The sequence below is a fragment of the Rhizobacter sp. Root404 genome (assembly GCF_001425865.1).
Taxonomy (GTDB): Bacteria; Pseudomonadota; Gammaproteobacteria; order Burkholderiales; family Burkholderiaceae_C; genus LMDS01.
This window is the reverse complement of record NZ_LMDS01000004.1, coordinates 1,358,097-1,382,308: the sequence shown is the minus strand read 5'-3', so window position 1 is coordinate 1,382,308 and position 24,212 is coordinate 1,358,097. Positions and strand designations below refer to the sequence as shown.

Below are 24,212 nucleotides of genomic sequence, written 5' to 3'. Positions count from 1 at the left end.
TCAGGTGGTCGGGATCAGGCGCGGCTTGCCGTCCTTGTCGATCGCCACGTAGGTCAGATTCGCCTCGGTCACCTTGACGACCTGCAGGTTGGCCGGGTTGCGCTCGGCGTAGACCTCGACGTTGACGGTGACCGAGGTCTTGCCGATGCGCTCGACCTTGGCGTAGAAGCTCAGCAGGTCGCTGATCGACACGGGCTGCTTGAAGATGAACTCGTTGACCGCGACCGTGACGATCCGGCCCTTCGCGATCCGCGCCGGCAGCACCGCGCCGGCGATGTCGACCTGGGCCATGATCCAGCCGCCGAAGATGTCGCCGTTGCCGTTCGCGTCCGCCGGCATCGGCATCACGCGCAGCACCAGCTGGCGGTCGTCGGGCAGGCGCAGCGGGGCGAGCGAATCGGGCATCGGGTTCTCGACTTGAATCTCGGCCATCGGGGCTCACCTGCGGGTTGTCGTTGTCCGGCGGATTCTTCCACCTTTGCCGGCGCGTCATGCGAAGATGCCGCCGCTTCGTTTCGACAACACCACCGGGAGAGTGACTCATGACCGACCTGACCACCGCTGAAACGACCGACGAGCGCCTGCGCTCCAACAAGACGCTGACCTGGATCATCTACGGCCTGTACGCCGCCAGCTTCATCGTCGGCTTCACTTCGATCGCCGCGATCATCATGAACTACGTCAAGCGCGGCGACGTGGCCGGCACCTACCTCGAATCCCACTTCACCTGGCAGATCCGCACCTTCTGGATCAGCCTGATCGCCGCGTTCGTCGGGCTGCTGCTGATGATCGTGCTGGTCGGCTGGATCGTGCTGATCGCCGACATGGTCTGGGTGATCTACCGCCTGGTGATCGGCGCGATCCGGCTGAACGAGAACAAGCCGGTCGTCGAGGGCAAGTACGGCCTCGAGGCCTGACACTCACTCGATGCGCAGTCATTCCCTTCCGCTCCCGCCCGCCCCTCCGACGGGCCCGAACGCCGCCCCCCGCTCCGACCTGGCCACGCTGCGCAAGCTGCTGCCCTACCTGTGGCAATGGCGCTGGCGGGTGCTCATCGCGCTCGCCTTCCTGGTCGCCGCCAAGCTCGCCAACATCGGCGTGCCGCTGGTGCTCAAGCAGCTGGTCGACGCGCTCGACCTGAAGCCCGGCGACCCGCGCACCGCGCTGGCGGTGCCGGTCGCGCTGCTGGTGGCGTACGGGCTGCTGCGCCTGTCGATCACGGCCTTCACCGAGCTGCGCGAATACCTGTTCTATCCGGTGGCGGCGCGGATCGCGCGGCGGGTGTCGCTGGAGGCGTTCGAGCACCTGCTGGCGCTGAGCCTGCGCTTCCACCTCGAGCGCCAGACCGGCGGCGTTTCGCGCGACATGGAGCGCGGCTCGCGCTCGATCCAGTCGCTGCTGAACTACACGATCTACAACATCCTGCCGACGCTGGTCGAGATCACGCTCGTGATCACGCTGCTGTCGGCCAAGTTCGACGGCTGGTTCGCGGCGATCGCATTCGGTGCGCTGGCGGTCTACATCACGTTCACGATCACCGTGACCGAGTGGCGCACCCACTTCCGGCGCGCGATGAACGAGCAGGACAGCAAGGCCAACACCCGCGCGGTCGACGCGCTGATCAACTACGAGACGGTCAAGTACTTCTCGAACGAGAAGTTCGAGCAGGGCCGCTACGACGAGAACCTGCAGCGGCTCGAGAAGGTCTCGATCAAGTCGCAGACCTCGCTGTCGGTGCTCAACGTCGGCCAGAGCCTGATCATCGCGACCGCCGTCACGCTGCTGGTGTGGCGGGCCACACTCGGCGTGGTCGCCGGCACGCTGAGCCTGGGCGACCTGGTGCTGGTCAACGCGCTGATGATCCAGCTGTACATCCCGCTGAACTTCCTTGGCGTGATCTACCGCGAGATCAAGCAGTCGATGATCGACATGGAGAAGATGTTCGCGCTGCTCGGCCAGAACCGCGAGATCGCCGACGCGCCCGACGCGCAGCCGCTGATCAACCGGGGTGGCGCGGTGCGCTTCGACGACGTGCGCTTCGGCTACGACGCCGACCGCGAGATCCTGCACGGCGTGAGCTTCGAGATCCCGGCCGGCAAGACGGTCGCGGTGGTCGGGCCGTCGGGCTCGGGCAAGAGCACGCTGGCGCGGCTGATGTTCCGCTTCTACGACGTGAACGCCGGCGCGATCTCGATCGACGGGCAGGACATCCGCCATGTCACGCAGCAGAGCCTGCGGCAGGCGATCGGCATCGTGCCGCAGGACACGGTGCTGTTCAACGACACGGTCGAATACAACATCGCGTATGGCCGCACCGGCGCCTCGCGCGAGGAAGTCGAGGGCGCCGCGAAGGCCGCGCACATCCACCAGTTCATCGCTTCGACGCCGAAGGGCTACGACACGATGGTCGGCGAGCGCGGGCTGAAGCTCTCCGGCGGCGAGAAGCAGCGCGTCGCGATCGCGCGCACGCTGCTGAAGAACCCGCCGGTGCTGATCTTCGACGAGGCGACCTCGGCCCTCGACTCGGCCAACGAGCGCGCGATCCAGGAAGAACTGCGCAGCGCCGCCCGCAACAAGACCGCGCTCGTGATCGCGCACCGGCTGTCGACGGTGGTCGACGCGCACCAGATCCTGGTGATGGAACTGGGCCGCATTCTCGAACGCGGCACGCACGCCGAGCTGTTGGCGCTGAACGGCCGCTACGCCGACATGTGGCGGCTGCAGCAGAGCAGCGAGGCCGACGCCGAAGCCGCCCCGGACCTGACGCTGGCGGCCTGAGCCGCGATGCGGCGCCGCTACACTGGGCGCCGTGGAGACCAAGTGGTTCGAAGATTTCGTCAGCCTGGCCGAGACGCGCAGCTTCTCGCGCTCGGCGCAGTTGCGGCATGTCACGCAGCCGGCGTTTTCGCGGCGCATCCAGTCGCTCGAGGCCTGGGCCGGCATCGACCTGGTCGACCGCTCCTCCTATCCCACCCGCCTGACCGCCGCGGGTGAAACCCTGCACGCCCAGGCGCTGGAAATCCTGGGCGCGCTGCAGGCCACGCGCAACATGATGCGCAGCCACAAGGCGGCCGGGCACGACATGATCGAGTTCGCGGTGCCGCACTCGCTGGCGTTCACGTTCTTTCCGCACTGGGTGATGGACCTGCGCAAGCGCTTCGGCGCGACCAAGAGCCGGCTGATCGCGCTGAACGTGCACGACGCGGTCATGCACCTGGTCGAAGGCAGCTGCGACCTGCTGCTGGCCTACCACCACCCGTCCCAGCCGCTGCAGCTCAACCCGGATCGCTACGAGATGATGAGCCTGGGCCACGAGACGCTGTGCGCCTACGCGAAGGGCGACGCCGACGGCCAGCCGCTGTTCAGCCTGCCGGCCGCGCCGGGCCAGTCGGTGCCGTTCCTGAGCTACGCCGCCGGTGCCTACCTGGGCCGGCTGGTCGAGGTGATCACCAAGCTCGCCCCCGAGCCGCTGCAGCTCGAGCCGATCTACGAGACCGACATGGCCGAGGGACTGAAGGCGATGGCACTCGAAGGCCACGGCCTGGCGTTCCTGCCCGCGAGCTCGGTGCGCAAGGAACTGAAGAGCAAGCGCCTGGTGCGCGCGGCGCCCGCCGGCGTGCACGAGATCGAGATGGACATCCGCATCTACCGCGAGCGCCCGGAGATGGCGCGCCACAGCAAGCCGGGCGCCGTCGCGCTCTGGGATTTCCTGGCGTCCTCCCGCTAGGGGCCGACCACCGGCTCAAGGGTTTGCCCTGAGCCGCTATGCATCGCATGCATGGCGTCGCGGAGATTCAGCATTGGCGCCGATTCGGCCTCGCCCCTAAAGTTCCGCCGCTGTTCGAACGCAGCGTCATACCGCCGTGCCGAAGAGCACCGGCGTTGGAATCAACGACATCAAGGGGCGATAATTTTCATGAAGAAGCGACTGCCGCCAGCGGCCTGGATCCTGATCGCGATGGTCATCGGGATCATCCTGGGCTACATGGTTTTCACCAGTTTCCCGGACAAGAAGACCGCAGCGCAGATCGCCGGCTATATCTCGATCATGTCCGACGTGTTCCTGCGGCTGATCAAGATGCTGATCGGCCCGCTGGTGTTCTCCACGCTCGTCGTCGGCATTGCGCACATGGGTGACGCGGCCTCGGTCGGGCGCGTGTTCGGCAAGGCGCTGGGCTGGTTCGTGACCGCGTCGCTGATCTCGCTGATCCTCGGCCTGGTCATGGCCAACCTGCTCGAGCCGGGCAAGAACCTGGGCCTGCCGCTGCCGGACATCGGCGCCTCGGCCAATCTGGCGACGAGCAAGTTCACGCTGAAGGATTTCGTCAGCCACCTGGTGCCGAAGTCGTTCGCCGAGGCGATGGCGAACAACGAAATCCTGCAGATTGTCGTGTTCTCGATGTTCTTCGGCGTCGCGCTCGCGGCGCTCGGCGACAAGGCCAAGACGCTGGTCGCGGCGATCGACGAGCTCTCGCACGCCATGCTCAAGATCACCGGCTACGTGATGAAGCTGGCGCCGCTGGCCGTGATGGCCGCGATGGCTGCGACGGTGGCCGTCAACGGCCTCGAGATCCTGCTGAAGTTCGCGGTCTTCATGGGCGACTTCTACCTCGGCCTGTTCGTGCTCTGGGCGGTGCTGGTCGGGGCGGGTTTCCTGTTCCTCGGGCCGCGCGTGTTCAAGCTGCTGGTGCTGATCAAGGAGGCGTTCCTGCTGTCGTTCGCGACTGCCAGCTCGGAAGCCGCGTACCCGAAGATCCTCGACGCGCTCGACCGGTTCGGCGTGAAGCGCAAGATCTCGAGCTTCGTGATGCCGATGGGCTACTCGTTCAACCTCGACGGCTCGATGATGTACTGCACCTTCGCGGTGTTGTTCATCGCGCAGGCCTACGGGATCGTGCTGCCGATCGGCACGCAGATCACGATGCTGCTGATCCTGATGCTGACCTCCAAGGGGATGGCGGGCGTGCCGCGCGCCTCGCTGGTGGTGATCGCCGCGACGCTGAACCAGTTCAACATCCCGGAAGCCGGCCTGCTGCTGATCCTGGGCGTCGACACCTTCCTCGACATGGGCCGCTCGGCGACGAACGCCGTCGGCAACTCGATCGCCACCGCGGTGGTGGCGAAATGGGAAGGCGAGCTGCTGTCCGAAGACGCCGCCGAGGCGAACCTGAAGGTCATCGACGCCGAGGCCGCAGCCCTGGCGCACCCGATCTCCGCCTGAGCCCGCGATGAAACGCGCGTTCATCGTCCGACTCGCCGTGGGCGCCCTGGTGGCGCTGGCGGCCTCGTTCGCCGCCGCGCAGACCGCGCCGGCGCCCACCCAACTCACCGGCACGCTCGCCAAGGCGCGCGAGACCGGCTCGATCACGATCGGCCACCGCGAATCGTCGATCCCGTTCTCCTACCTCTCGGCACGCGGCGAGCCGATCGGCTATTCGATCGACCTGTGCCGGCTGCTCGTCGACGCGATCAGCGAGGAGGTCGGCCGCACGGTCGCGATCCAGTGGAAGGCGGTGACTCCCGAATCGAGAATTCCGGCGGTGGTCTCCGGCCAGGTCGACCTCGAATGCGGCTCGACCACCAACAACCTGGAGCGCCAGAAGCAGGTCGCGTTCTCGCCGACGATGTTCGTCTCCGGCACCAAGCTGCTGGTGAAGAAGGGGTCGCCGGTCAGGACCTTCCGCGATCTCGCCGGCAAGAAGGTGGTGGTCACCGCCGGCACGACCAACGAGAAGACGATGCGCGAGCTCGCCACGAAGTTCAAGGTCGACATGACGATCGTCGTCGCCGCCGACCATGCCGCGTCGTTTGCGCAGCTCGCGACTGGCACGGTCGATGCATTCGCCACCGACGACGTGCTGCTCTACGGCCTGCTCGCGCAGAACAAGGCGCAGGCCGACTACGTCGTCACCGGCGACTTCCTGTCGTACGACCCGTACGGCGTGATGTACCGCAAGGGCGATCCCCAGCTCACGAGGCTGGTCAACGACACCTTCCACGCGCTCGCCGAGGACCGCGAGATCGAGCGCCGCTACAACCGCTGGTTCCTGCGCAAGCTGCCCTCCGGCGTGAGCCTGGACCTGCCGATGAGCGCGCAGCTCGAGACGCTGATCCAGACCATGGTGTCGCGCACCGAGTAGCCGCGCGACCCCGTCCCCTTCCTTTCTCATCCTTCCTTTCATCGGATTCCCATGCTCCTCGTTCATCGCCTGATCCGCGGCGTCGCTGCCGCGTTCCTCGCCACCCACTTCGGCGCGTTCGCGCAGACGGCGGTGGCGCCCGCACCCAAGGCCAACGTGGTCGTGCTCGCCACCGGCGGCACGATCGCCGGCGCCGGCGCGTCCGCTGCCAACAGCGCCACCTACCAGGCCGCCAAGGTGCCGGTCGACAAGCTGATCGCCGGCGTGCCCGAACTGGCCGACATCGCCAACGTGCGTGGCGAGCAGGTGTTCCAGATCGCCTCGGAGAGCTTCACGAACGAGAAGCTCGTGACGCTGGCCAAGCGCGTCTCGGCGCTCGCGAAAGACCCGGGCGTCGACGGCATCGTGATCACGCACGGCACCGACACGCTCGAAGAGACCTCGTTCTTCCTGACCCTGGTCGTGCACACCGACAAGCCGATCGTCGTGGTCGGCTCGATGCGTCCGGGCACGGCCATGTCGGCCGACGGGACGCTGAACCTGTACGACGCGGTCGCCGTGGCCGCGGCGAAAGACTCGCGCGGCAAGGGCGTGCTGATCGTGATGAACGACGACATCCTGTCGGGCCGCGATTCGGGCAAGCGCATCAACATCAAGACCAACGCGTTCGGCAGCCAGTGGGGCGCGCTCGGCTCGATCGTCGAGGGCAAGACCTACTGGTTCCGTGCGCCGGTCAAGCGCCACACGATGGCCAGCGAGTTCGACATCGATTCGATCACGACGCTGCCGATGGTCTCGATCGTCTACGGCTCGGGCGAGATGGGCACGACGATAGCCGACGCCGCCGGCAAGGCGGGCGCGAAGGCGATCATCCACGCCGGCACGGGCAACGGCTCGGTGCCGGACTACGAGGTCGAGACGCTGAAGAAGCTGCGCGCCAGCGGCGTGCAGATCATCCGCTCGGCACGCGTTCCGGACGGCTTCGTGCTGCGCAACTCCGAGCAGCCCGACGACAAGTACGACTGGGTCGTCGCGCACGACCTGAACCCGCAGAAGGCCAAGATCCTCGCTGCCGTGGCGCTGACCAAGACGAGCGACCCCAGGGAGCTGCAGCGCATCTTCTGGACCTATTGATCCGCCGAACGAACCGACCGACCGAGGACCACCATGACGACCCCCGACACACGCCGCGAACACGACTTTCTCGGCGAGAAGGACATCCCGTTCACCGCCTACTGGGGTGTCCACACGGCCCGGGCGGTCGACAACTTCCCGATCTCGGGGCAGACGGTCGCGACCATGCCCGAACTGGTGCGCGCGCTGGCCTACGTCAAGAAGGCCGCGGCGCAGGCCAACGCCGAGCTCGGCGTGATCGACCCGGCGCAGGCCGCCGCGATCGTGCGGGCGTGCGACGACCTGATCGCCGGCCAGCTGCACGAGCAGTTCGTCGTCGACGTGATCCAGGGCGGTGCCGGCACCTCGACCAACATGAACGCGAACGAGGTCATCGCGAACCGCGCGCTCGAGCACATGGGTTTCGAGAAGGGCCGCTACGACAAGCTGCACCCGAACGATCACGTCAACGCCTCGCAGAGCACCAACGATGTCTACCCGACCGCGTTGCGCGTGTCGGCCTGGTTCGGAATCGAGGCGCTGCTCGGCGCCATGGCCGAGCTGCGCGGCGCGTTCGAGGCCAAGGCGCTCGAGTTCAAGGACGTGCTGAAGATCGGCCGCACCCAGCTGCAGGACGCGGTGCCGATGACGCTCGGCCAGGAATTCCTCGCGTTCGCGATCATGATCGGCGAGGACGAGCTGCGGCTGCGCGAGGCGCGCGCGCTGGTCGTCGAGGTCAACCTCGGCGCGACCGCGATCGGCACCGGCATCAACGCGCCGGCCGGCTACGCCGACATGGTGATCCCGATGCTCGCCAGGGCGAGCGGCGTGCCGGTCGTCAAGGCGGCCAACCTGGTCGAGGCGACGCAGGACACCGGCTCGTTCGTGCAGCTCTCCGGCGTGCTCAAGCGCGTCGCCTGCAAGCTGAGCAAGGTCTGCAACGACCTGCGGCTGCTCTCGAGCGGGCCGCAGGCCGGCTTCGGCGACATCAAGCTGCCGCCGCGCCAGGCCGGCTCGTCGATCATGCCGGGCAAGGTCAATCCGGTGATCCCGGAAGTGATGAACCAGGTCGCGTTCGAGGTCATCGGCAACGACGTGACGATCACGATGGCCTCCGAGGCCGGTCAGCTCCAGCTCAATGCGTTCGAGCCGATCATGGGCTACGCGATCCACAAGAGCGTCAGGCACCTGACCCACGCGTGCAAGACGCTGCAGGTCAACTGCGTCGAGGGCATCCAGGCGAACCATGCGGTGCTCGCCAAGCGGGTGGCCGAATCGGTGACGCTGGTGACGGCGCTGAACCCGATCATCGGCTACGAGAAGGCGGCGCTGATCGCGAAGACGGCGCTGGCGCTCCAGGGCAAGGAAGGCGGCACGATCGCCGAGGTCGCCGAGGCGCTCGGCATCATGAGCCAGGCCGAGATGAATGCGCTGCTGGTGCCCGAGCGGCTGACCCAGCCGGTGCGGCTGGTCGTGGCCTGATGGCACGAACTTTGCGCTGGCGTTCGATGCCCGTTCTCCGGCATTACCCTGAGTTTGCGGGTGCCTACCGATTACACGTCGGCGTGCAACCGCAACAATCCGTTGTTTCCAGTTCTACAACCCCTTAAGGACCTCCGAATGAAGAAGCTCGCCCTCGCACTCGCCGCCGTGTTGGCCTGTGGCACGGTCACCGTCGCGCAGGCTGCCGACACGCTGGCCAAGATCAAGTCCGCCGGCAAGATCGTCATCGGCACGCGCGATTCGTCGGCCCCGCTGGCCTACACCACGGGCGACGGCAAGTACACCGGCTACCACGTCGACGTCTGCTTGAAGATCGCCGACGCGATCAAGGCCAACCTCAAGGCGCCGACCATGCCGGTCGAGTACACCGTCGTGACCTCGGCCAACCGCGTGCCGCTGGTGCAGAACGGCACCGTCGACATGGAATGCGGCTCGACCACCAACAACACCGCGCGCCAGGGCCAGGTGTCGTTCGCGCCGACCACGTTCGTGACCAACGTGCGCACGGCCGTGAAGGCCAACTCCGGCATCACCTCGATCGCCCAACTGAACGGCAAGACCGTCGCGACCACCACCGGCACCACCTCCGTGCAACTGCTGCGCAAGCACGAGAAGGGCGCCGGCGTGGACTTCAAGGAATTGTTCGGCAAGGACCACGCCGATTCGTTCCTGCTGCTCGAATCGGGCCGTGCCGACGCGTTCGTGATGGACGACAACATCCTCGCCGGCCTGATCGTCAACTCGAAGGCCCCGGCCGAATTCAAGATCGTCGGCGAGTCGCTGTCCGAAGAGCCGATCGCGATCATGATCCCGAAGGACGACCCGGCCTACAAGAAGCTGGTCGACGACACCGTGATCGGCCTGATGAAGAGCGGCGAGCTCGACAAGATCTACACCAAGTGGTTCATGTCGCCGATCCCGCCGCGCAATGCGACGGTCGGCATGGCGATGTCGGCGTCGTTGAAGAACGCGATCGCGAACCCGAACGACAAGCCGGCCGAGGCCTACGCGAAGAAGTGACCGGCGGCCTGAGGTAAGCCCTAGCGCCACCCGGCGCGAAGTTTGCTTACATTGGGTCGAGCGCGGCGTGGAGCCTTCTGCGCCGCGTTTTCTTTTTGCCGGCGGTCGAACGGGCACATAACGAAATCAGCGGGAGCGAGCCTTGGGAAAATGGGATTGGCAGGTGTTCTTCCAGGACACCGGAGGCGGGCAGACCTACCTGCAGTGGTTGATGTCGGCCTGGGGCTGGACGCTGTCCGTCGCACTGCTGGCACTCGTGATCGCCTTGGTCGTCGGCTCGCTGATCGGCATCCTGCGCACGGTGCCGAGCAAGGCGCTGTCCTGGTTCGGCGAGGCGTGGACCGAACTCTTCCGCAACGTGCCGCTGCTGGTGCAATTGTTCGTCTGGTACCACGTGCTGCCGGCGATCTTCCTGCCGCTGCGCGCCGTGCCGAGCTTCCTGCTGGTCGTGTTCGGCCTGGGCTTCTTCACCTCGGCGCGGATCGCCGAGCAGGTCAAGGCCGGCATCCAGACCCTGCCCAAGGGCCAGCGCTACGCCGGCCTCGCAATGGGCCTCACGCTGCCGCAGGTCTACCGCTACGTGATCATGCCGATGGCGTTCCGCATCGTCATTCCGCCGCTCACCAGCGAATCGATGAACATCATCAAGAACTCGTCGGTCGCGTTCGCGGTGAGCATCGCCGAGCTCACCTTCTTTGCGCAGCAGGCTGCTGAGGAGACCTCGCGCGGCGTCGAGGTCTACCTGGCCGTGTCGTTCCTGTACTTCATCTCCGCCTTCGCGATCAACCGCATCGCGCTGGTGATCGAGCACAAGGTCGCCGTCCCCGGCATGGTGGGAGCCGGCAAATGACGGCCCTCGACTTCGGCTTCCTGAACTGGAACCTGATCACCAACTTCATCCTCAAGGGCCTGATCTTCTCGGTGCAGCTGACGCTGATCGCGATGGTCGGCGGCATCATCATCGGCACGATCCTCGCGCTGATGCGGCTGTCGGGCAAGAAGTGGCTGGTGATGGCGGCGGCGTTCTACGTCAACACGCTGCGCTCGATCCCGCTGGTGATGGTGATCCTGTGGTTCTTCCTGTTGATCCCGCTGCTGATCGGCAAGTCGCTCGGCGCGGAGTTGTCGGCCATCATCACCTTCACGGTGTTCGAGGCGGCCTACTACTCCGAGATCATGCGCGCCGGCATCCAGTCGGTCTCGAAGGGCCAGGTCAATGCCGGCTACGCGGTCGGCATGACCTACAAGCAGTGCATGCAGCTGATCGTGCTGCCGCAGGCCTTCCGCAACATGCTGCCGGTGCTGCTGACCCAGACGATCATCCTGTTCCAGGACACGTCGCTGGTCTACGCGATCGGCGCCTACGACCTGCTGAAGGGCTTCGAGGTCGCGGGCAAGAACTTCAACCGCCCGGTCGAGGCCTACTTGTTCGCCGCGGTCGTCTACTTCGTGATCTGCTTCAGCCTGTCGATGCTCGTGCGCCGGCTGCAGAAGAAGATCGCCATCATCCGTTGAGAGAAGAGAGTCCATCACCATGATCGACATCAAGAACGTATCGAAGTGGTACGGCAGCTTCCAGGTCCTGACCGACTGCACGACCACCATCAACAAGGGCGAGGTCGTCGTCGTCTGCGGCCCGTCGGGCTCGGGCAAGTCGACGCTGATCAAGACCGTGAACGCACTCGAGCCGTTCCAGAAGGGCGACATCGTCGTCGACGGCATCTCGATCGCCGACCCGAAGACCGACCTGCCCAAGCTGCGCGCGCGCGTCGGCATGGTGTTCCAGCACTTCGAGCTGTTCCCGCACCTGAGCGTGACCGAGAACCTGACCCTCGCGCAGATCAAGGTGCTCGGCCGCAGCCAGGACGACGCGAAGAAGCGTGGCCTGAAGATGCTCGAACGCGTCGGCCTGATCGCCCACAAGGACAAGTTCCCGGGTCAGCTCTCGGGCGGCCAGCAGCAGCGCGTGGCGATCGCCCGCGCGCTCAGCATGGACCCGATCGTGATGCTGTTCGACGAGCCGACCTCGGCGCTCGACCCCGAGATGGTCGGCGAGGTGCTCGACGTGATGGTCCAGCTCGCGCAGGAAGGCATGACGATGATGTGCGTCACGCACGAGATGGGCTTCGCGAAGAAGGTCAGCCACCGCGTGATCTTCATGGACGCCGGCAAGATCGTCGAGGACTGCAAGCGCGAGGAGTTCTTCGGCGACCCCGACGCGCGCTCGCCGCGCGCGAAGGAATTCCTGTCGAAGATCCTGCAGCACTAGAGCTTCGCGCTACAGGACAGCGGGCGCCTTCGGGCGCCCTTCTTTTTGTTGGGTGCGAGAATCGGCCGCCATGACGAACGAGATCACACTCACCCGCCCCGACGACTGGCACCTGCATGTGCGCGACGGCGCGGCGCTCGCGGCCGTCGTGCCCGACACCGCCCGCCAGTTCGCCCGCGCGATCATCATGCCGAACCTGAAGCCGCCGGTCACGACCGCGGAACAGGCAGTCGCGTACCGCGAGCGCATCTTGGCGGCGGTGCCCGAAGGCGTCGCGTTCGAACCGCTGATGACGCTGTACCTCACCGACACGCTGCCGCCCGACGAGATCGCCCGCGCCCAGGCGGCCGGCGTGGTGGCGCTGAAGCTGTACCCGGCCGGCGCGACGACCAACAGCGACGCCGGCGTCACCGACCTGCGCAAGACCTACAAGACGCTCGAGGCGATGCAGCGCGCGGGCATGCCGCTGCTGGTCCACGGCGAAGTCACCGACAGCGACATCGACCTGTTCGACCGCGAGAAGGCGTTCATCTACACCAAGCTGATCCCGCTGCGGCGCGATTTCCCGGAACTGCGGATCGTGTTCGAGCACATCACCACGCGCGAGGCGGCGCAGTACGTCGCCGAAGCGGACAGTTTCGTCGGCGCCACCGTCACCGCACACCACCTGCTCTACAACCGCAACGCGATCTTCACCGGCGGCATCCGCCCGCACTACTACTGCCTGCCGGTGCTCAAGCGCGAGGAGCACCGCCGCGCGCTGGTCGCGGCCGTCACGTCCGGCAGCACGAAGTTCTTCCTCGGCACCGACAGCGCGCCGCACGCCGCGCACCTGAAGGAGCACGCGGTCGGCTGCGCCGGGTGCTACACGGCGTTGTCGGCGCTCGAGTTGTATGTCGAGGCGTTCGATGCAGCCGGTGCGCTCGACCAGTTCGAGGCGTTCGCCAGCTTCAACGGCCCCGCCTTCTACGGCCTGCCGCGCAACGCCGGCACCGTCACCTTGCGTCGCCAGGCCTGGACGCTGCCCGAGTCGCTGCCGTTCGGCGAAGCGACCCTCAAACCCCTGCGCGGCGGCGAAAGCCTGGCGTGGCAACTCGCCGAAAGCGCTGCATGAACGACGACACCCGTGTGGCCCTGCTGATCGACGCCGACAACCTGTCCGGCGACGTGATCGAGCAGGCGATCCAGCACCTGCTGAAACTGTACGGCGCGATCCACTTCCGGCGCGCCTACTCGAGCCCGCAGAAGGTGATCGAGCACACCGACCTGTTCAAGTGCTACGCGATCCGCCCGATGGTCAACGTGCCGACCGGCAAGAACTCGACCGACATCGCGCTGGCCGTCGACGCGATTGACCTGGCGATCTGCGAAAGCCCCGACGTGGTGGTGATCGCCTCCAGCGACTCGGACTACGCGCCGCTCGCCCAGCGCCTGCGCGAGAAGGGCTGCCGCGTGCTCGGCATCGGCCAGGCCGGCAAGACCGGCGGCGAGGCGCCGCTGGCGTACGACGAGTTCATCGACCTGGCGCACCGCAAGGCCCCGCCGCGGGAGACGCCGCGCCCGGTCCCCGTGACGCGGCCGGCCCCGGCGCCGCGTGCCGCGCCCGGCCCGGCGCCCCGTCCGCCCCGTGCCCGCGTTGCGCCGATTCCCCCGGCGCCCGCGAAGCCAGCGACTCCGGCGATGCCACCGGAGGTCGAAGCCGTCTTGCAAGCGGTGCCGGCACTCCGTGGCGGCGCAGCGCTGCAACTCGGCGAGGTCAGCGAAGCACTGCGCCGGCATGAGATCCTGACCAGCAAGCGCGCGTCGGCAAGCGGCTTCCTGAAGCGCCACGCCGCGCACTTCGAACTCGTGCCGGCCGACCGACCGCGCACGGTGCGCTACCGGGGCGCCTGAGCCGCCGACCGGGGACTGCATGGCGCAGGTGCCCGGCCTCGAGGCGGTCGACTGGTCGCGCCCGTGGCTCGCGCCGTGGCGGGCGATCGGCGAACCGCTGGCGACGTGTGCCGATCGGCACGGCCTGGTCGACGCCTTGAATGCCGCGGCGCCTGCCGGGGCACCCCGGTTCGTCCATCAGCACCATCTGCCGGCCGGCGAGCCCTACGAGGCCTTCATCGCGCGCACCGGCAGCGTGCCTACCCGTGCGAACGTCCACGACTTCTTCAACGGGCTTGCGTGGTTGCGACACCCGGCGCTCAAGCGGCGCTTGAACGAGCTTCAGGCGGCGCAGATCGCAGCTGCGCCAAGGGGGGCGTCGCGCGGCGCGGTGCGCGACGCGCTGACACTCTTCGACGAGAACGCCGCGCTGTTGCAAGGGCCTGCACCGCTGGTCGACGCGCTGCGGCGGCGCGACTGGCACGCGCTGTTCGTCACGCAGCGCGCGGCCTGGACCGACGTGCGTCTCGAGCTGTTCGGTCACGCGCTGCTCGAAAAGCTGGTTCGGCCCCGTGCGGCGATCACCGCACATGCCTGGGTCGTGCCGCAAGGCGTCGAGGCGCCGGGTGCGTGGTCGGCCGCGTCGTTGACGCCTGCGGGACTCGCCGCCAAGCCGTTCCTGCCGCTGCCGGTGCTCGGCGTGCCGGGCTGGTGGGGGCCGAACGAAGCGCTGGACTTCTATGGCGACGCGACCGTGTTTCGCGTCGCACAAAAACAAACAGCGGCCCGCGGGCCGCTGTTCTGAACCCCACGGCGCACTCGGCGCCGTGACGGATTCTTACTTCTTCGGAGCGTCCGGGCCTTCGCCGGCCTTGGTCGTGGCGCCGGCCTTGACGGCGGCCTTGGTGTCGGCCTTGACGTCGGCGCGCGCGGCGGCCGGGCCAGTCGACGGGGCGGCTGCAGGTGCCGTGGCTTCACCGGCCGGAGCCAGCTTCTTCTCCTTGCGGGCGGCTTGGGTCTCGGCCTTGCGCTCGGCACGGGTCTTGGTCGACTTGCCGGTCGACTTTTCCATCGGCGCAGCGCCTTCGCCAGCCGGGGTCAGCTTGCCGGCCTTGGCGTCGGCCTTGGTCTCGGCCTTGACTTCGGCGCGCGAGGCGGGGGCCGAAGCTTGGGCGAACGTGGCTTGGGCGAACATGGCAGCGGCGACAGCGGCCACGACGGTCAGAGCGTTTTTCATCGTCATATCAATCTCCTGTTTGAGAACGAGGGTGAGGGCAAAACCGCAGAGCCAACGCACTCGGAGCGACATGCCCTCATCAAGTCGGCTAGCTGTCGGGCTGCGTTTGCAGACCGGTGGAGCGCGGCACGTATTAGAACGCGGGTTGACCCGATCGGTTGACCAAGACCTCGATTACCTTGGCGGCGGAGCCCACCGGCGGTCAATTTGTTGCGCCGATGCCGCACCCGGGCTGTTCGCCCGACATAATCGCGCCGTGAAGTGGGCCAGACCGCCGCTGGTGCGAGGCCTGAAAGGGTGCACTGGAGGAAGGTCCGGACTGCACAGGGCGGCGTAGCAGCTAACGGCTGTCCACCGTGAGGTGAGGATCAGAGCAACAGAGACGAGTCGGTCGGGTGCCGCAAGGCGGTCGGCCGGGTGAAACGGGCAATCTCTACGCGCAGCAACACCAAATAGGCCGGCGATGATGTGGCTCCGCGGAGCCGGCGGGTAGGTGGCATCGAGCCGTCGCAGCGATGCACGGCCCAGAGGAATGGCGGTCACGGCCGGGACGTCGCAAGACGCACCGGCTGCACAGAATCCGGCCTATCGGCCCGCTTCACACTTTTCCCGGCCCGTTGAGCGAGCGCTCAGAGCGGGCGCGGATGGAGCCGCTTGCGCACCGTCAGCAAGCCGTCCGGATGGGTCTTGACGGTCGTGAAGCCGGCGGCGGTGTACATCGACAGCGCGCCGTGGTGGCTCGCGGCAGCGCCCTGCGCGCCGGGGCGCGGGTAGGCCTCCGCGTACTCGAAATCGCGGTCGCGCAAACCGTCGCAGGCCGCCTGCAGCAGGGCCGTCGCGACGCGCTGGCCGCGGAACGCCGGGGCGACCACGAAGCAGGCGATCGCGCCGATCCGTTCGGCCAGCGGCTCGGGCTCGTCGAACAGACCGGCGATGAAGCGGCGCGGGCCGGCGTTGACCCAGCCGATGGCCTGGCCCTCCGCGTAGGCGAGCCAGCCGGTCATCGTCTCGGACTCGATCCGCTGGCAGGTGCCGGCGCGGTTCTGCGCCGCGGTGCGCTTGGCCCAGTCTTCGTTCGAGTGATCGGCATGCGGGAAGTAGCAGTAGCAGGACTGCCAGTTCGGGTTGTCGGTGAACGCGCGGTGGTCGAACAGATCCAGGAAGTCGGGCAGCCGCTGCGGCGTGAGCGGCCGGATGTCGATGTGCTGAAGTCCCATGGAAGCCTTCCGCTGGTGCAGACCGTAGACTCTAGCGCTTGAATCCCGACGCACATACCCTCTGGCGCGCACCGCGCTGGGCCCTGGCCGTCCTGCTTGCCTGCCTGGGCATGCTCGGGCCCTTCTCGATCGACACCTACCTGCCGGCCTTCACCGGCATCGCCACCGCGATCGGCGCGACGCCGGTCGAGATGCAGCAGACGCTGTCGGCCTACCTGTTCGGGTTCGCGGTCATGAACCTGTTCCACGGTGCGCTGTCCGACAGCTTCGGCCGCCGCCCGGTCGTGCTGACCGGGCTGGTGGTGTTCACGCTCGCGTCGGTCGGTTGCGCGCTGGCGCAGCACATCGGGCAGCTGGTGTTCTTCCGCGCGCTGCAGGGCATGTCGGCCGGCGCCGGCATCGTGATCTCGCGCGCGGTGATCCGCGACATGTTCCCGCCCGCCGACGCGCAGCGCGTGATGTCGCAGGTGACGATCTACTTCGGCGTGGCGCCGGCGATCGCGCCGATGGTCGGTGGTTTCCTGTTCGTGCATGCCGACTGGCACGCAATCTTCTGGTTCCTGACCGCGGTCGGCGTGATCCTGTGGATCGCCAACTACAAGCTGCTGCCCGAGACGCTGCATCTGAGCCAGCGCCAGGCCTTCAACGTGCGCAACCTGATGCGCGGCTACTGGGAGATGGGCTCGAGCCCGCGCTTCATGCTGCTGGCGCTGGCCAGCGGCATCCCGTTCAACGGCATGTTCCTGTACGTGCTCTCGGCGCCGGTGTTCCTGGGCGACCACCTGCACCTGGCGCCCGGCCAGTTCTTCTGGTTCTTCCTGATCACGATCGCCGGGATCATGGGCGGCGCGTACTTCTCCGGCCGGCTGGCCGGGCGGATCAAGCCGCACCACCAGATCCGCCACGGTTTCCTGATCATGCTGCTGGTGTCCATCGTCAACCTGGTGCTGAACCTGTTGTTCACGCCGCAGGCCTGGTGGGCCCTGGTGCCGCTGGGCATCTACGCGTTCGGCTGGGCGCTGATGGTGCCGGTCGTCACGTTGATGGTGCTCGACCTGATGCCGGAGCGGCGCGGCATGGCGTCCTCGTTCCAGGCCTGCATCGGCAGCCTGGCGAACGGGCTGGTCGCGGGTGTGATCGCGCCGCTGGTGATGCACTCGACCGTGGGGCTCGCGGTGGCGTCGATCCTGATGATGAGCGTGGGCATCCTCGCCTGGATCTGGGTCAAGCCGCGGGTGACCTGAACTCAAGTCGCGCGGCGCGCCGTCGATATGACGGCCAGGCGCCTCGGTTGGGCGCCGGAGACCGTTCATGCCCGCCTTGCCGTCGCCCCCGTCCCTCGCTGCCGTCTGCGCGGCCGCCTTGTTGTCGCTGAGCGCCGCCGCGTCGGAGCACGCGCCCGCGGCGCCGACCAAGGCCGAGGCCGTGAAGGAAACGACAGCGCTGGAGGCGGCGCCGAAAAAGGCCAAGGCACCGCTGGACGCGACCCGCGATCCGATGGACGCCTTGCGCGAGCGCCTCGCGCAGAAGCTGGGTGCGTCCCGCACGCCGGATGCCGGCAACCCGAACGTCGTCCGCGTCGTCTCGAAGGCGAGTGCACCGGTCGCGGCGGACAGCCACGAGCCCGCGGCCGCCCTGGAGCCGAAGCGGCCGGTCGCCCGCCGCGCCGCAGCGCCGGCCCCGGTGCGCACGCCCGTCGCGCACGCCGTCGCCGGCGCGACGGCTCACCACGCCGCCCACTGGGACTACACCGGCAGCGGCGGCCCCGAGACCTGGGGCCAGCTGCAACCCGAATTCTCCAAATGCTCGACCGGCACGCGCCAGAGCCCGATCGACATCCGCGACGGCATCCGCGTCGAACTCGACCCGGTGCGCTTCGACTACCAGCCGAGCGCATTCCGCGTGATCGACAACGGCCACACCGTGCAGGTCAACGTCGCCGCCGGCAACTCGATCGAGGTGATGGGACGACGCTACGAGCTGGTGCAGTTCCATTTCCACCGCCCGTCCGAAGAGCGCATCAACGGCAAGCAGTTCGACATGGTCGTGCACCTGGTGCACAAGGACCTGGACGGCCGCCTCGCCGTCGTCGCCGTGCTGCTCGATCGCGGCGCCGCGCAGCCGCTGATCCAGAGCGTGTGGAACAACCTGCCGCTCGAGAAGGGCGACGAGGTGGCCGCACGCACGCCGGTCAACCTCAACGACCTGCTGCCACCCGAACGCCAGTACTTCACCTACATGGGCTCGCTGACCACGCCGCCATGCAGCGAGGGCGTGCTGTGGATGGTGATGAAGCAGCCGGTGCCGGTCTCGGCGGAGCAGATCGGCATCTTCGCGCGCCTGTACCCGATGAACGCGCGGCCGATCCAGTCGGCCAGCGGCCGGCTCATCAAGGAATCGAACTAGGGCGAACCGGGGTGATACTGCGCGCTCCATTGCAGCGGAGCGCGTCATGACCCTTCTCCTCCTCGGCCTGGTGCTGTTCCTCGGCATCCACTCGGTCGCGATCGTCGCCCCTGCCTGGCGTGACGCGCAGGCCGCGCGCCGCCCCGGCGCGTGGAAGGGCATCTATTCGATCGTCTCGCTCGCCGGCTTCGTGCTGCTGATCTACGGCTACGGCCTGGCGCGGCAGGCCCCGGTGGTGGTCTGGACGCCGCCGACCGCGATGCGTCACGTCGCGCTGCTGCTGATGCTGCCGGTGTTCCCGCTGCTGCTCGCGACCTATCTGCCGGGGCGCATCAAGGCCGCGGCGAAGCACCCGATGCTGCTGGCCGTGAAGTTCTGGGCGCTCGCGCACTTGCTCGCCAACGGCAACCTCGCGGACATCGTGCTGTTCGGTGCGTTCCTGGCCTGGGCCGTGGCCGACCGCATCGCCGTCAAGAAGCGCGCCGTCCCACGGGCGATTCCCTGTGCGCCGCCGTCGGCCCTCAACGACGCGATCGCGCTCCTGGGCGGCCTGGCGCTTTACGTCCTGTTTCTGTTCAAGGCGCACCAGTGGCTGATCGGCGTGTCGCCACTCGGCTGAGCGAAACCCGCCTGCGCCGCGTCCTACAGGCAGGGCACACCTGTCCCGACAGACCCCGGCGCGACGCCTGGGCACAGTGAAGTCCTCTCTTCACCCCGTGCAAAGGAACCAGCATGAACAAGGATCAAGTCAACGGTCGTATGGAACAGGCCAAGGGCAGCGTCAAGGAAGCCGCGGGCAAGGTCGTCGGCAACGAGAAGCTCGAGGCCGAAGGCAAGGTCGACAAGGCCGCCGGCAAGACGCAGGCGACGTATGGCGACGGGAAGGAAGACGTCAAGGACGCCGTCAAGAAGCCCTGAGCCTCATGACCACATCGACCTGACGCCGGCCGCGAGGTCCAGGCGCAGGCCGGGGACGCCGGCCGATGGGAAACCATCGGCCGGTTCTTCGTCGTGGGTGGCGTTCGTCTCGAACCGGTCGGCCAGCGCCGGCGGGATGAAGCGGGTCAGCGAACCGTACAGGTGGCGGTCGCCGTGCTCGGCCTGCTGCGTGACGTAGAAGCGCTGCGGGACCATCAGGTGCAGGTGCTGGCGGGCGCGCGTCATCGCGACGTACAGCAGCCGGCGTTCCTCCTCGATCTCGACCGCGTTGCCGGTCGCCATGTCCGACGGGATGCAGCCGTCGACCGCGTTCAGCACGAACACCGCCTTCCACTCCTGCCCCTTCGCGGCGTGGATCGTCGACAGGATCATGTAGTCCTCGTCGCGCAGCGGGGGGCCGGACTCGTCGCTGGTCGCCTCGGGCGGATCGAGCGTCAACTCCGCGAGGAACGACTCGCGCGACGCGTAACCGTGCGCCAGGCGCGCGAGCTGCGCCAGGTCGCCCTCGCGGATCGCCGCGTCGTCGTGCAGGCGGCGCAATTGCGGCAGGTACCAGGCGTGAACCTGTTGGAGTTCGGTGGGCCAGTGCGGCGCGGCGCGCAGCGCGTCGTAGGTGGCGGCCCACGCCGCCCAGTCGCTGGCCGCGGCCGGAGGCGGCTTGAATGCGCGCAGCGCGCCGACCGGGTCGGCGGCCTGCGCCATTGCGTCCAGCAGCCGTTTCGCGCTCGCGGTACCGATACCGGGCACCAGTTGCGCGACCCGCAACCCGGCCATCCGGTGGCGCGGATTCTGCGCCCAGCGCAGCATCGAAAGCACGTCCTTCACGTGCGACGCTTCCAGAAACTTCAAGCCGCCGAACTTGACGAACGGAATGTCGCGGCGCGTCAGCTCCAGTTCGAGCGCGGCGCTGTGGTGCGAGGTGCGGAACAGCGCGGCCTGGCCCTTCAGCGCGATGCCGCGCTCGCGGTGGCGCAGCACCTGGTCGGCCACCCACGCGGCCTGTGCCGACTCGTCCCGCATGGTGATCAGCGACGGGCGCTCGCTCGATGCGGCATCGCTCCACAGCTGCTTGCCGAAACGCTGCGGCGCGAGCGCGATCACCGCGTTCGACGCGTCGAGGATCGGTTGGGTCGAGCGGTAGTTGCGCTCCAGCGTGACGATGCGCGCTGGCGGCGTGAACAGCGCCGGGAAGTCGAGGATGTTGCGCACCTCGGCGGCGCGGAACGAGTAGATCGACTGCGCGTCGTCGCCGACCACCGTCAGGCCGCGCCCGTCGGGCTTGAGCGCGAGCAGGATCGCGGCCTGCAGCCGGTTGGTGTCCTGGTACTCGTCGACCAGCACGTGGTCGAAGCGTGCCGACACGTGCCGCGCCAGCGCCGGCTCGCCCAGCATCTGCGCCCAGTACAGCAGCAGGTCGTCGTAGTCGAGCACGCACTGGGCCTGCTTGGCGGCCACGTAGGCGCGGAACAGCTGCTTCAGCTCGTCCTCCCAGACCTGGCACCACGGGTAGACCGTGCGCAGCAATTCCCCCAGCGGCTCGCGGCTGTTCAGCACGCGCGAGTAGATGCCCAGGCAGGTGCCCTTCAGCGGGAAGCGGTTCTTCGTCGTCGCGAACTTCAGCTCGTGGCGCACCAGGCCCATCAGGTCTTCCGAATCGCCGCGGTCCTGGATCGTGAAGTTCTCGGCCAGCCCGATCTGCGGGGCGTACTCGCGCAGCAGCCGCGCACCGATGCCGTGGAAGGTGCCGGCCCAGTGCAGCTGCGGCGCCCGCTGCGTCGACGCGAAGCCGAGCGCCTGGTGCAGCACCCGGCCGACGCGGCGCTGCATCTCCTGCGCCGCACGCCGCGAGAAGGTCAGCAGCAGCAGGCGCTGCGGGTCGGCGCCATCGAGCACCAGCTTCGCGACCCGCGACGCCAGCGTCATCGTCTTGCCCGAGCCGGCGCCGGCGATGACCAGCAGCGGGCCGGGAATGCTGCTGCCCTCGGCCCCGTGCTCGACCGCGCTGCGCTGCTGCGCGTTGAGCGCGGCGAACGGGTCGGTGCGCTGGGGCGGATCGGGGCGGGCGGACATGGGCATACTGTAATTGCATCCAGCCCTGACCTGGGTGCAGGAGTTCCCCGATGAGCGTGCTGGTCGGTACCGCGTCGTGGTCGAGCAAGACCCTGGTCGACAGCGGCCGCTTCTATCCGCCGGGCGTCACCAGCGCCGAGGCGCGGCTGCGCTACTACGCGTCGCGCTTCCCGCTGGTCGAGGTCGATTCCAGCTACTACGCGATGCCGACGCCGGCCACCTCGCAGCTCTGGGCCGAGCGCACACCCGACGGCTTCACGATGAACGTCAAGGCATTTCGCCTCTTCACGGGCCACCCCACCTCGCCGAACGTGCTGCACAAGGACCTGCGCGCGGCGTTGCCGCCGTCCTCGAAGGCGAACCTGTACCTGAACGACATACCGCCCGAGATCGTCGACGAGCTGTGGCGCCGTTTCATCGAGGCGCTCGTGCCGCTGCGCGCCGCCGGCCGGCTGGGCCTCGTGCACTTCCAGTTCCCGCCGTGGATCGTGCGCAATTCCTCTGGCCACGAGCACGTGCGGATGTGCGTCGAGCGCATGGCGGGGCACACGCTGAGCGTCGAGTTCCGGCATCGCAGCTGGTTCGCCGATGCGCACGCGAGTGCGTCGACGCTTGCGTTCGAGCGCGAGCTTGGCGTCGTGCACACGGTGGTCGACGGCCCGCAGGGCTTCAGCAACAGCGTGCCGGCGCTGTGGGAGGTCACGCATCCCGAGGTCGCCCTGCTGCGCCTGCACGGCCGCAATGCCGCGACCTGGAACGTCAAGGGCCAGACCGATTCGTCGGAGCGCTTCAACTACGACTACGGCGCGGCGGAGCTGGGCGAGGTGGCCGCGCAGGTCACGGCGCTCGCGAAGCGCGCGCGCTCGACCCATGTCGTGTTCAACAACAACATGGAAGACCAGGGCCAGCGCAATGCCGCGGCGCTGATGACGCTGCTGAGCGGGCGGGTCTGAACCTGCAGCGGCCTCAGGCTTCGAGCGCGCGACCCGCGGCCGTCCAGGCCTCGATGCCGCCGGCCAGCGGGCGCACATCGCGAAATCCGTGCTGCAGCAGCTGGCGCGCGGCGACGACCGCCGAGGCGTCGTTCGGGCAGGCGCAGTAGACGACGATCAGCGCGTCCTTCGGGTGCCCGATCAGCTCCGGCGCCAGCTCGCGGCCGGTCGACAGGATCGCGCCGGGGATGCGTCCGTCCTCGCGCGCGACGGCCGAGCGCACGTCGACGATCATCGGCCGCTCGCCGCGGTCGAGCAGCTCCGCCAGCGAGTCGACCGACAGCCGCGCCATCCGCAGCTGCTTGTTGAAACGGTAGCGCTGCCACCACTTGGCGGCGATGAACAGCGCGATCACGATCGCCAGCAGCATCAGTCCCCAGCGGCCGAACTGCGCGAGCACGGACACGATCTGCTCGATCGCCGGCGAGAACAGCCAGCCCAGCCCGAGGCCGACTCCGACCCACACCGTCGCGCCGATTGCGTCATACAGCAGGAACGCGGCGCGCGGGATGTGGATCGCGCCGGCCAGTGCGGTCGCGACCGACGCGAACCCGGGCACGAACTTGGCCACCAGCAGCGACGGCGGCCCGAAGCGCGTGAAGATCGATTCGGTCTGGCGCACGCAGCCGTCCGGCGACAGCGAGATCTGGCACAGCGTGCGCAGCACGCGCCGACCGCTGCGCCGGCCGATCGCGTACCAGATGCCGTCGGCGATCAGGCAGGCCAGCACCGCGGTGCCGAGCAGCGCGAGCACGTCGAGTTCGCCGCGCGCCGCGAGCGCGCCGGTGACCATCAGCATCGGGTAGCCGGGCAGCGGCGCACCGAGCTGCTGCAGCAGGATGTTGGCGAACACGAACAGCAGTCCGTACTCGGCGATCAGGCGGATGAGGGTGTCCAACGCGGCGTCGTCAAGGGTTCTCGTGCAAAGCGCAGTGTCGCCCGGATCGGCGCCGCGCGCAGGCCGTAAGCTCGGTGCATCTGCCCTTCAGGAGATCGTGATGAGAATTCTGCTGCCGGTCGACGGTTCCGAGAACGCGCTCGAGGCGGTGCGGCACGCGCTGCGGCTGGTCGACGACGGCCTGCGCGCGAGCTTCGTGCTGGCCAACGTGCAGGAGCCGGCGTCGCTCTACGAGATGGTGGTCGCCCACGACGCCGCAGTGATCGAACAGGTCAGCGAGGCCGCCGCGCAGCACGTGCTGGCGCCGGCGCAGGAGCTGCTGCGCGTGGCCGGGCTCGCGTTCGACACCGAGATCGCCAACGGCGATCCGGGCCACCAGATCGTCGACATCGCCGAGCGCTGCAACTGCGAGCTGATCATCGTCGGCGCGCGCGGCATGGAGCCGCTCGAAGGCGCGCTGGGCTCGGCGGCGGAATGGGTGCTGCGGCACGCGAGCATGCCGGTGATGGTCGTGCGACGCGACGAGGGCTGACGCG

The 24,212-nt window shown here is 68.0% G+C and carries 25 protein-coding genes and 1 other RNA gene; 21 read left to right on the top strand and 5 right to left on the bottom strand.

Features of this window, described 5'->3' with window-relative positions; all coding sequences use genetic code 11:
* Window positions 1-432, bottom strand: coding sequence for an acyl-CoA thioesterase (locus ASC76_RS10710; RefSeq protein ID WP_056465310.1), 432 nt, complete (start codon window positions 430-432; stop codon window positions 1-3).
* A 110-nt stretch (window positions 433-542) separates the two neighbouring features.
* Here ASC76_RS10710 and ASC76_RS10705 point away from each other — a divergent pair, with 110 nt between their 5' ends.
* From ASC76_RS10705 to ASC76_RS10640, 14 genes are all read left to right on the top strand, one after another.
* Entirely contained in the window at window positions 543-917 is a 375-nt protein-coding gene (locus ASC76_RS10705; RefSeq protein ID WP_056465308.1) for a hypothetical protein, read from the top strand.
* Window positions 918-927: 10 nt separating this feature from the next.
* Window positions 928-2,778, top strand: coding sequence for an ABC transporter ATP-binding protein/permease (locus ASC76_RS10700; protein WP_056465306.1), 1,851 nt, complete (start codon window positions 928-930; stop codon window positions 2,776-2,778).
* A 31-nt stretch (window positions 2,779-2,809) separates the two neighbouring features.
* Window positions 2,810-3,727 (top strand): LysR substrate-binding domain-containing protein, encoded by a 918-nt coding sequence (locus ASC76_RS10695; RefSeq protein ID WP_056465304.1) that lies wholly within the window; start codon window positions 2,810-2,812, stop codon window positions 3,725-3,727.
* Between the two features lie 189 nt (window positions 3,728-3,916).
* The gene (locus tag ASC76_RS10690) at window positions 3,917-5,221 is read left to right on the top strand and encodes a dicarboxylate/amino acid:cation symporter (protein WP_056465302.1); all 1,305 of its coding nucleotides are present in this window, start codon (window positions 3,917-3,919) and stop codon (window positions 5,219-5,221) included.
* Between the two features lie 7 nt (window positions 5,222-5,228).
* On the top strand, window positions 5,229-6,140 hold the full coding sequence (locus tag ASC76_RS10685; protein WP_056465299.1) for an amino acid ABC transporter substrate-binding protein: 912 nt from the start codon (window positions 5,229-5,231) through the stop codon (window positions 6,138-6,140).
* A 51-nt stretch (window positions 6,141-6,191) separates the two neighbouring features.
* A complete protein-coding gene (locus ASC76_RS10680) occupies window positions 6,192-7,274 on the top strand; it encodes a type II asparaginase (protein WP_056465297.1) in 1,083 nt (360 codons plus the stop codon).
* Window positions 7,275-7,307: 33 nt separating this feature from the next.
* Window positions 7,308-8,735 carry an aspartate ammonia-lyase gene (locus tag ASC76_RS10675; protein ID WP_056465295.1) on the top strand — a complete coding sequence of 476 codons (1,428 nt, stop codon included), beginning with the start codon at window positions 7,308-7,310 and terminating at the stop codon, window positions 8,733-8,735.
* Window positions 8,736-8,873: 138 nt separating this feature from the next.
* Window positions 8,874-9,776, top strand: coding sequence for a transporter substrate-binding domain-containing protein (locus ASC76_RS10670; RefSeq protein WP_056465293.1), 903 nt, complete (start codon window positions 8,874-8,876; stop codon window positions 9,774-9,776).
* Between the two features lie 142 nt (window positions 9,777-9,918).
* A complete protein-coding gene (locus tag ASC76_RS10665; RefSeq protein ID WP_056465291.1) occupies window positions 9,919-10,626 on the top strand; it encodes an amino acid ABC transporter permease in 708 nt (235 codons plus the stop codon).
* The gene (locus ASC76_RS10660) at window positions 10,623-11,291 is read left to right on the top strand and encodes an amino acid ABC transporter permease (protein ID WP_056465285.1); all 669 of its coding nucleotides are present in this window, start codon (window positions 10,623-10,625) and stop codon (window positions 11,289-11,291) included. Before ASC76_RS10665 ends, ASC76_RS10660 begins: the two co-directional genes overlap by 4 nt.
* A 19-nt stretch (window positions 11,292-11,310) precedes the next feature.
* Window positions 11,311-12,045 (top strand): amino acid ABC transporter ATP-binding protein, encoded by a 735-nt coding sequence (locus ASC76_RS10655; protein ID WP_056465282.1) that lies wholly within the window; start codon window positions 11,311-11,313, stop codon window positions 12,043-12,045.
* Window positions 12,046-12,115: 70 nt separating this feature from the next.
* Window positions 12,116-13,159 (top strand): dihydroorotase, encoded by a 1,044-nt coding sequence (pyrC, locus tag ASC76_RS10650; RefSeq protein ID WP_056465281.1) that lies wholly within the window; start codon window positions 12,116-12,118, stop codon window positions 13,157-13,159.
* A complete protein-coding gene (locus tag ASC76_RS10645; RefSeq protein ID WP_056465278.1) occupies window positions 13,156-13,938 on the top strand; it encodes an NYN domain-containing protein in 783 nt (260 codons plus the stop codon). The genes pyrC and ASC76_RS10645 overlap by 4 nt, the downstream gene beginning before the upstream one ends.
* Before the next feature lie 19 nt (window positions 13,939-13,957).
* Entirely contained in the window at window positions 13,958-14,722 is a 765-nt protein-coding gene (locus tag ASC76_RS10640) for a DUF3025 domain-containing protein (protein WP_056465276.1), read from the top strand.
* Window positions 14,723-14,755: 33 nt separating this feature from the next.
* Here the strand turns inward: ASC76_RS10640 and ASC76_RS10635 are convergent, their stop codons facing one another.
* Complete coding sequence (locus ASC76_RS10635; protein WP_056465274.1) at window positions 14,756-15,160, bottom strand: hypothetical protein; 405 nt, start codon at window positions 15,158-15,160, stop codon at window positions 14,756-14,758.
* A gap of 252 nt (window positions 15,161-15,412) precedes the next feature.
* Between ASC76_RS10635 and rnpB the strand changes: the two genes are divergently transcribed.
* An RNA gene (rnpB, locus tag ASC76_RS14110) (RNase P RNA component class A) lies at window positions 15,413-15,758 on the top strand.
* Window positions 15,759-15,783: 25 nt separating this feature from the next.
* Here rnpB and ASC76_RS10630 read toward each other — a convergent pair.
* Window positions 15,784-16,371, bottom strand: a complete 588-nt coding sequence (locus ASC76_RS10630) for a GNAT family N-acetyltransferase (RefSeq protein ID WP_056465272.1) — start codon at window positions 16,369-16,371, stop codon at window positions 15,784-15,786.
* Between the two features lie 38 nt (window positions 16,372-16,409).
* On the opposite strand from ASC76_RS10630, the gene ASC76_RS10625 reads away from it, so the two are divergent.
* The 4 genes from ASC76_RS10625 (at window position 16,410) to ASC76_RS10610 (ending at window position 19,695) form a co-directional block, all read left to right on the top strand.
* A complete protein-coding gene (locus ASC76_RS10625; RefSeq protein WP_056465270.1) occupies window positions 16,410-17,615 on the top strand; it encodes a multidrug effflux MFS transporter in 1,206 nt (401 codons plus the stop codon).
* 67 nt (window positions 17,616-17,682) lie between these two features.
* Window positions 17,683-18,777: a carbonic anhydrase gene (locus ASC76_RS10620; protein WP_082549033.1), complete on the top strand. Its 1,095-nt coding sequence runs from the start codon at window positions 17,683-17,685 to the stop codon at window positions 18,775-18,777.
* Between the two features lie 46 nt (window positions 18,778-18,823).
* Window positions 18,824-19,396 carry an NnrU family protein gene (locus tag ASC76_RS10615; protein ID WP_056465267.1) on the top strand — a complete coding sequence of 191 codons (573 nt, stop codon included), beginning with the start codon at window positions 18,824-18,826 and terminating at the stop codon, window positions 19,394-19,396.
* Window positions 19,397-19,509: 113 nt separating this feature from the next.
* Window positions 19,510-19,695: a CsbD family protein gene (locus ASC76_RS10610; protein ID WP_056465265.1), complete on the top strand. Its 186-nt coding sequence runs from the start codon at window positions 19,510-19,512 to the stop codon at window positions 19,693-19,695.
* Between the two features lie 3 nt (window positions 19,696-19,698).
* On the opposite strand, the gene ASC76_RS10605 is transcribed toward ASC76_RS10610, so the two are convergent.
* Entirely contained in the window at window positions 19,699-21,792 is a 2,094-nt protein-coding gene (locus tag ASC76_RS10605) for an ATP-dependent helicase (RefSeq protein WP_056465264.1), read from the bottom strand.
* Between the two features lie 44 nt (window positions 21,793-21,836).
* Here ASC76_RS10605 and ASC76_RS10600 point away from each other — a divergent pair, with 44 nt between their 5' ends.
* A complete protein-coding gene (locus ASC76_RS10600; protein ID WP_056465262.1) occupies window positions 21,837-22,739 on the top strand; it encodes a DUF72 domain-containing protein in 903 nt (300 codons plus the stop codon).
* A 13-nt stretch (window positions 22,740-22,752) separates the two neighbouring features.
* Here ASC76_RS10600 and ASC76_RS10595 read toward each other — a convergent pair whose 3' ends face one another.
* Window positions 22,753-23,676 (bottom strand): rhodanese-like domain-containing protein, encoded by a 924-nt coding sequence (locus ASC76_RS10595; protein ID WP_056465260.1) that lies wholly within the window; start codon window positions 23,674-23,676, stop codon window positions 22,753-22,755.
* A 100-nt stretch (window positions 23,677-23,776) separates the two neighbouring features.
* On the opposite strand from ASC76_RS10595, the gene ASC76_RS10590 reads away from it, so the two are divergent.
* Window positions 23,777-24,208 carry a universal stress protein gene (locus ASC76_RS10590; protein ID WP_056465258.1) on the top strand — a complete coding sequence of 144 codons (432 nt, stop codon included), beginning with the start codon at window positions 23,777-23,779 and terminating at the stop codon, window positions 24,206-24,208.
* Window positions 24,209-24,212: the final 4 nt, after the last annotated feature.

Coding starts and splice junctions, on each gene's coding strand:
- ASC76_RS10710 (WP_056465310.1), bottom strand. CDS start 432: ATGGCCGAGATTCAAGTCGAGAACCCGATGCCCGATTCGCTCGCCCCG.
- ASC76_RS10680 (WP_056465297.1), top strand. CDS start 6,192: ATGCTCCTCGTTCATCGCCTGATCCGCGGCGTCGCTGCCGCGTTCCTC.
- ASC76_RS10645 (WP_056465278.1), top strand. CDS start 13,156: ATGAACGACGACACCCGTGTGGCCCTGCTGATCGACGCCGACAACCTG.
- ASC76_RS10705 (WP_056465308.1), top strand. CDS start 543: ATGACCGACCTGACCACCGCTGAAACGACCGACGAGCGCCTGCGCTCC.
- ASC76_RS10690 (WP_056465302.1), top strand. CDS start 3,917: ATGAAGAAGCGACTGCCGCCAGCGGCCTGGATCCTGATCGCGATGGTC.
- ASC76_RS10700 (WP_056465306.1), top strand. CDS start 928: ATGCGCAGTCATTCCCTTCCGCTCCCGCCCGCCCCTCCGACGGGCCCG.
- ASC76_RS10620 (WP_082549033.1), top strand. CDS start 17,683: ATGCCCGCCTTGCCGTCGCCCCCGTCCCTCGCTGCCGTCTGCGCGGCC.
- ASC76_RS10660 (WP_056465285.1), top strand. CDS start 10,623: ATGACGGCCCTCGACTTCGGCTTCCTGAACTGGAACCTGATCACCAAC.
- pyrC (WP_056465281.1), top strand. CDS start 12,116: ATGACGAACGAGATCACACTCACCCGCCCCGACGACTGGCACCTGCAT.
- ASC76_RS10590 (WP_056465258.1), top strand. CDS start 23,777: ATGAGAATTCTGCTGCCGGTCGACGGTTCCGAGAACGCGCTCGAGGCG.
- ASC76_RS10675 (WP_056465295.1), top strand. CDS start 7,308: ATGACGACCCCCGACACACGCCGCGAACACGACTTTCTCGGCGAGAAG.
- ASC76_RS10605 (WP_056465264.1), bottom strand. CDS start 21,792: ATGCCCATGTCCGCCCGCCCCGATCCGCCCCAGCGCACCGACCCGTTC.
- ASC76_RS10635 (WP_056465274.1), bottom strand. CDS start 15,160: ATGACGATGAAAAACGCTCTGACCGTCGTGGCCGCTGTCGCCGCTGCC.
- ASC76_RS10655 (WP_056465282.1), top strand. CDS start 11,311: ATGATCGACATCAAGAACGTATCGAAGTGGTACGGCAGCTTCCAGGTC.
- ASC76_RS10670 (WP_056465293.1), top strand. CDS start 8,874: ATGAAGAAGCTCGCCCTCGCACTCGCCGCCGTGTTGGCCTGTGGCACG.
- ASC76_RS10600 (WP_056465262.1), top strand. CDS start 21,837: ATGAGCGTGCTGGTCGGTACCGCGTCGTGGTCGAGCAAGACCCTGGTC.
- ASC76_RS10615 (WP_056465267.1), top strand. CDS start 18,824: ATGACCCTTCTCCTCCTCGGCCTGGTGCTGTTCCTCGGCATCCACTCG.
- ASC76_RS10640 (WP_056465276.1), top strand. CDS start 13,958: ATGGCGCAGGTGCCCGGCCTCGAGGCGGTCGACTGGTCGCGCCCGTGG.
- ASC76_RS10630 (WP_056465272.1), bottom strand. CDS start 16,371: ATGGGACTTCAGCACATCGACATCCGGCCGCTCACGCCGCAGCGGCTG.
- ASC76_RS10685 (WP_056465299.1), top strand. CDS start 5,229: ATGAAACGCGCGTTCATCGTCCGACTCGCCGTGGGCGCCCTGGTGGCG.
- ASC76_RS10610 (WP_056465265.1), top strand. CDS start 19,510: ATGAACAAGGATCAAGTCAACGGTCGTATGGAACAGGCCAAGGGCAGC.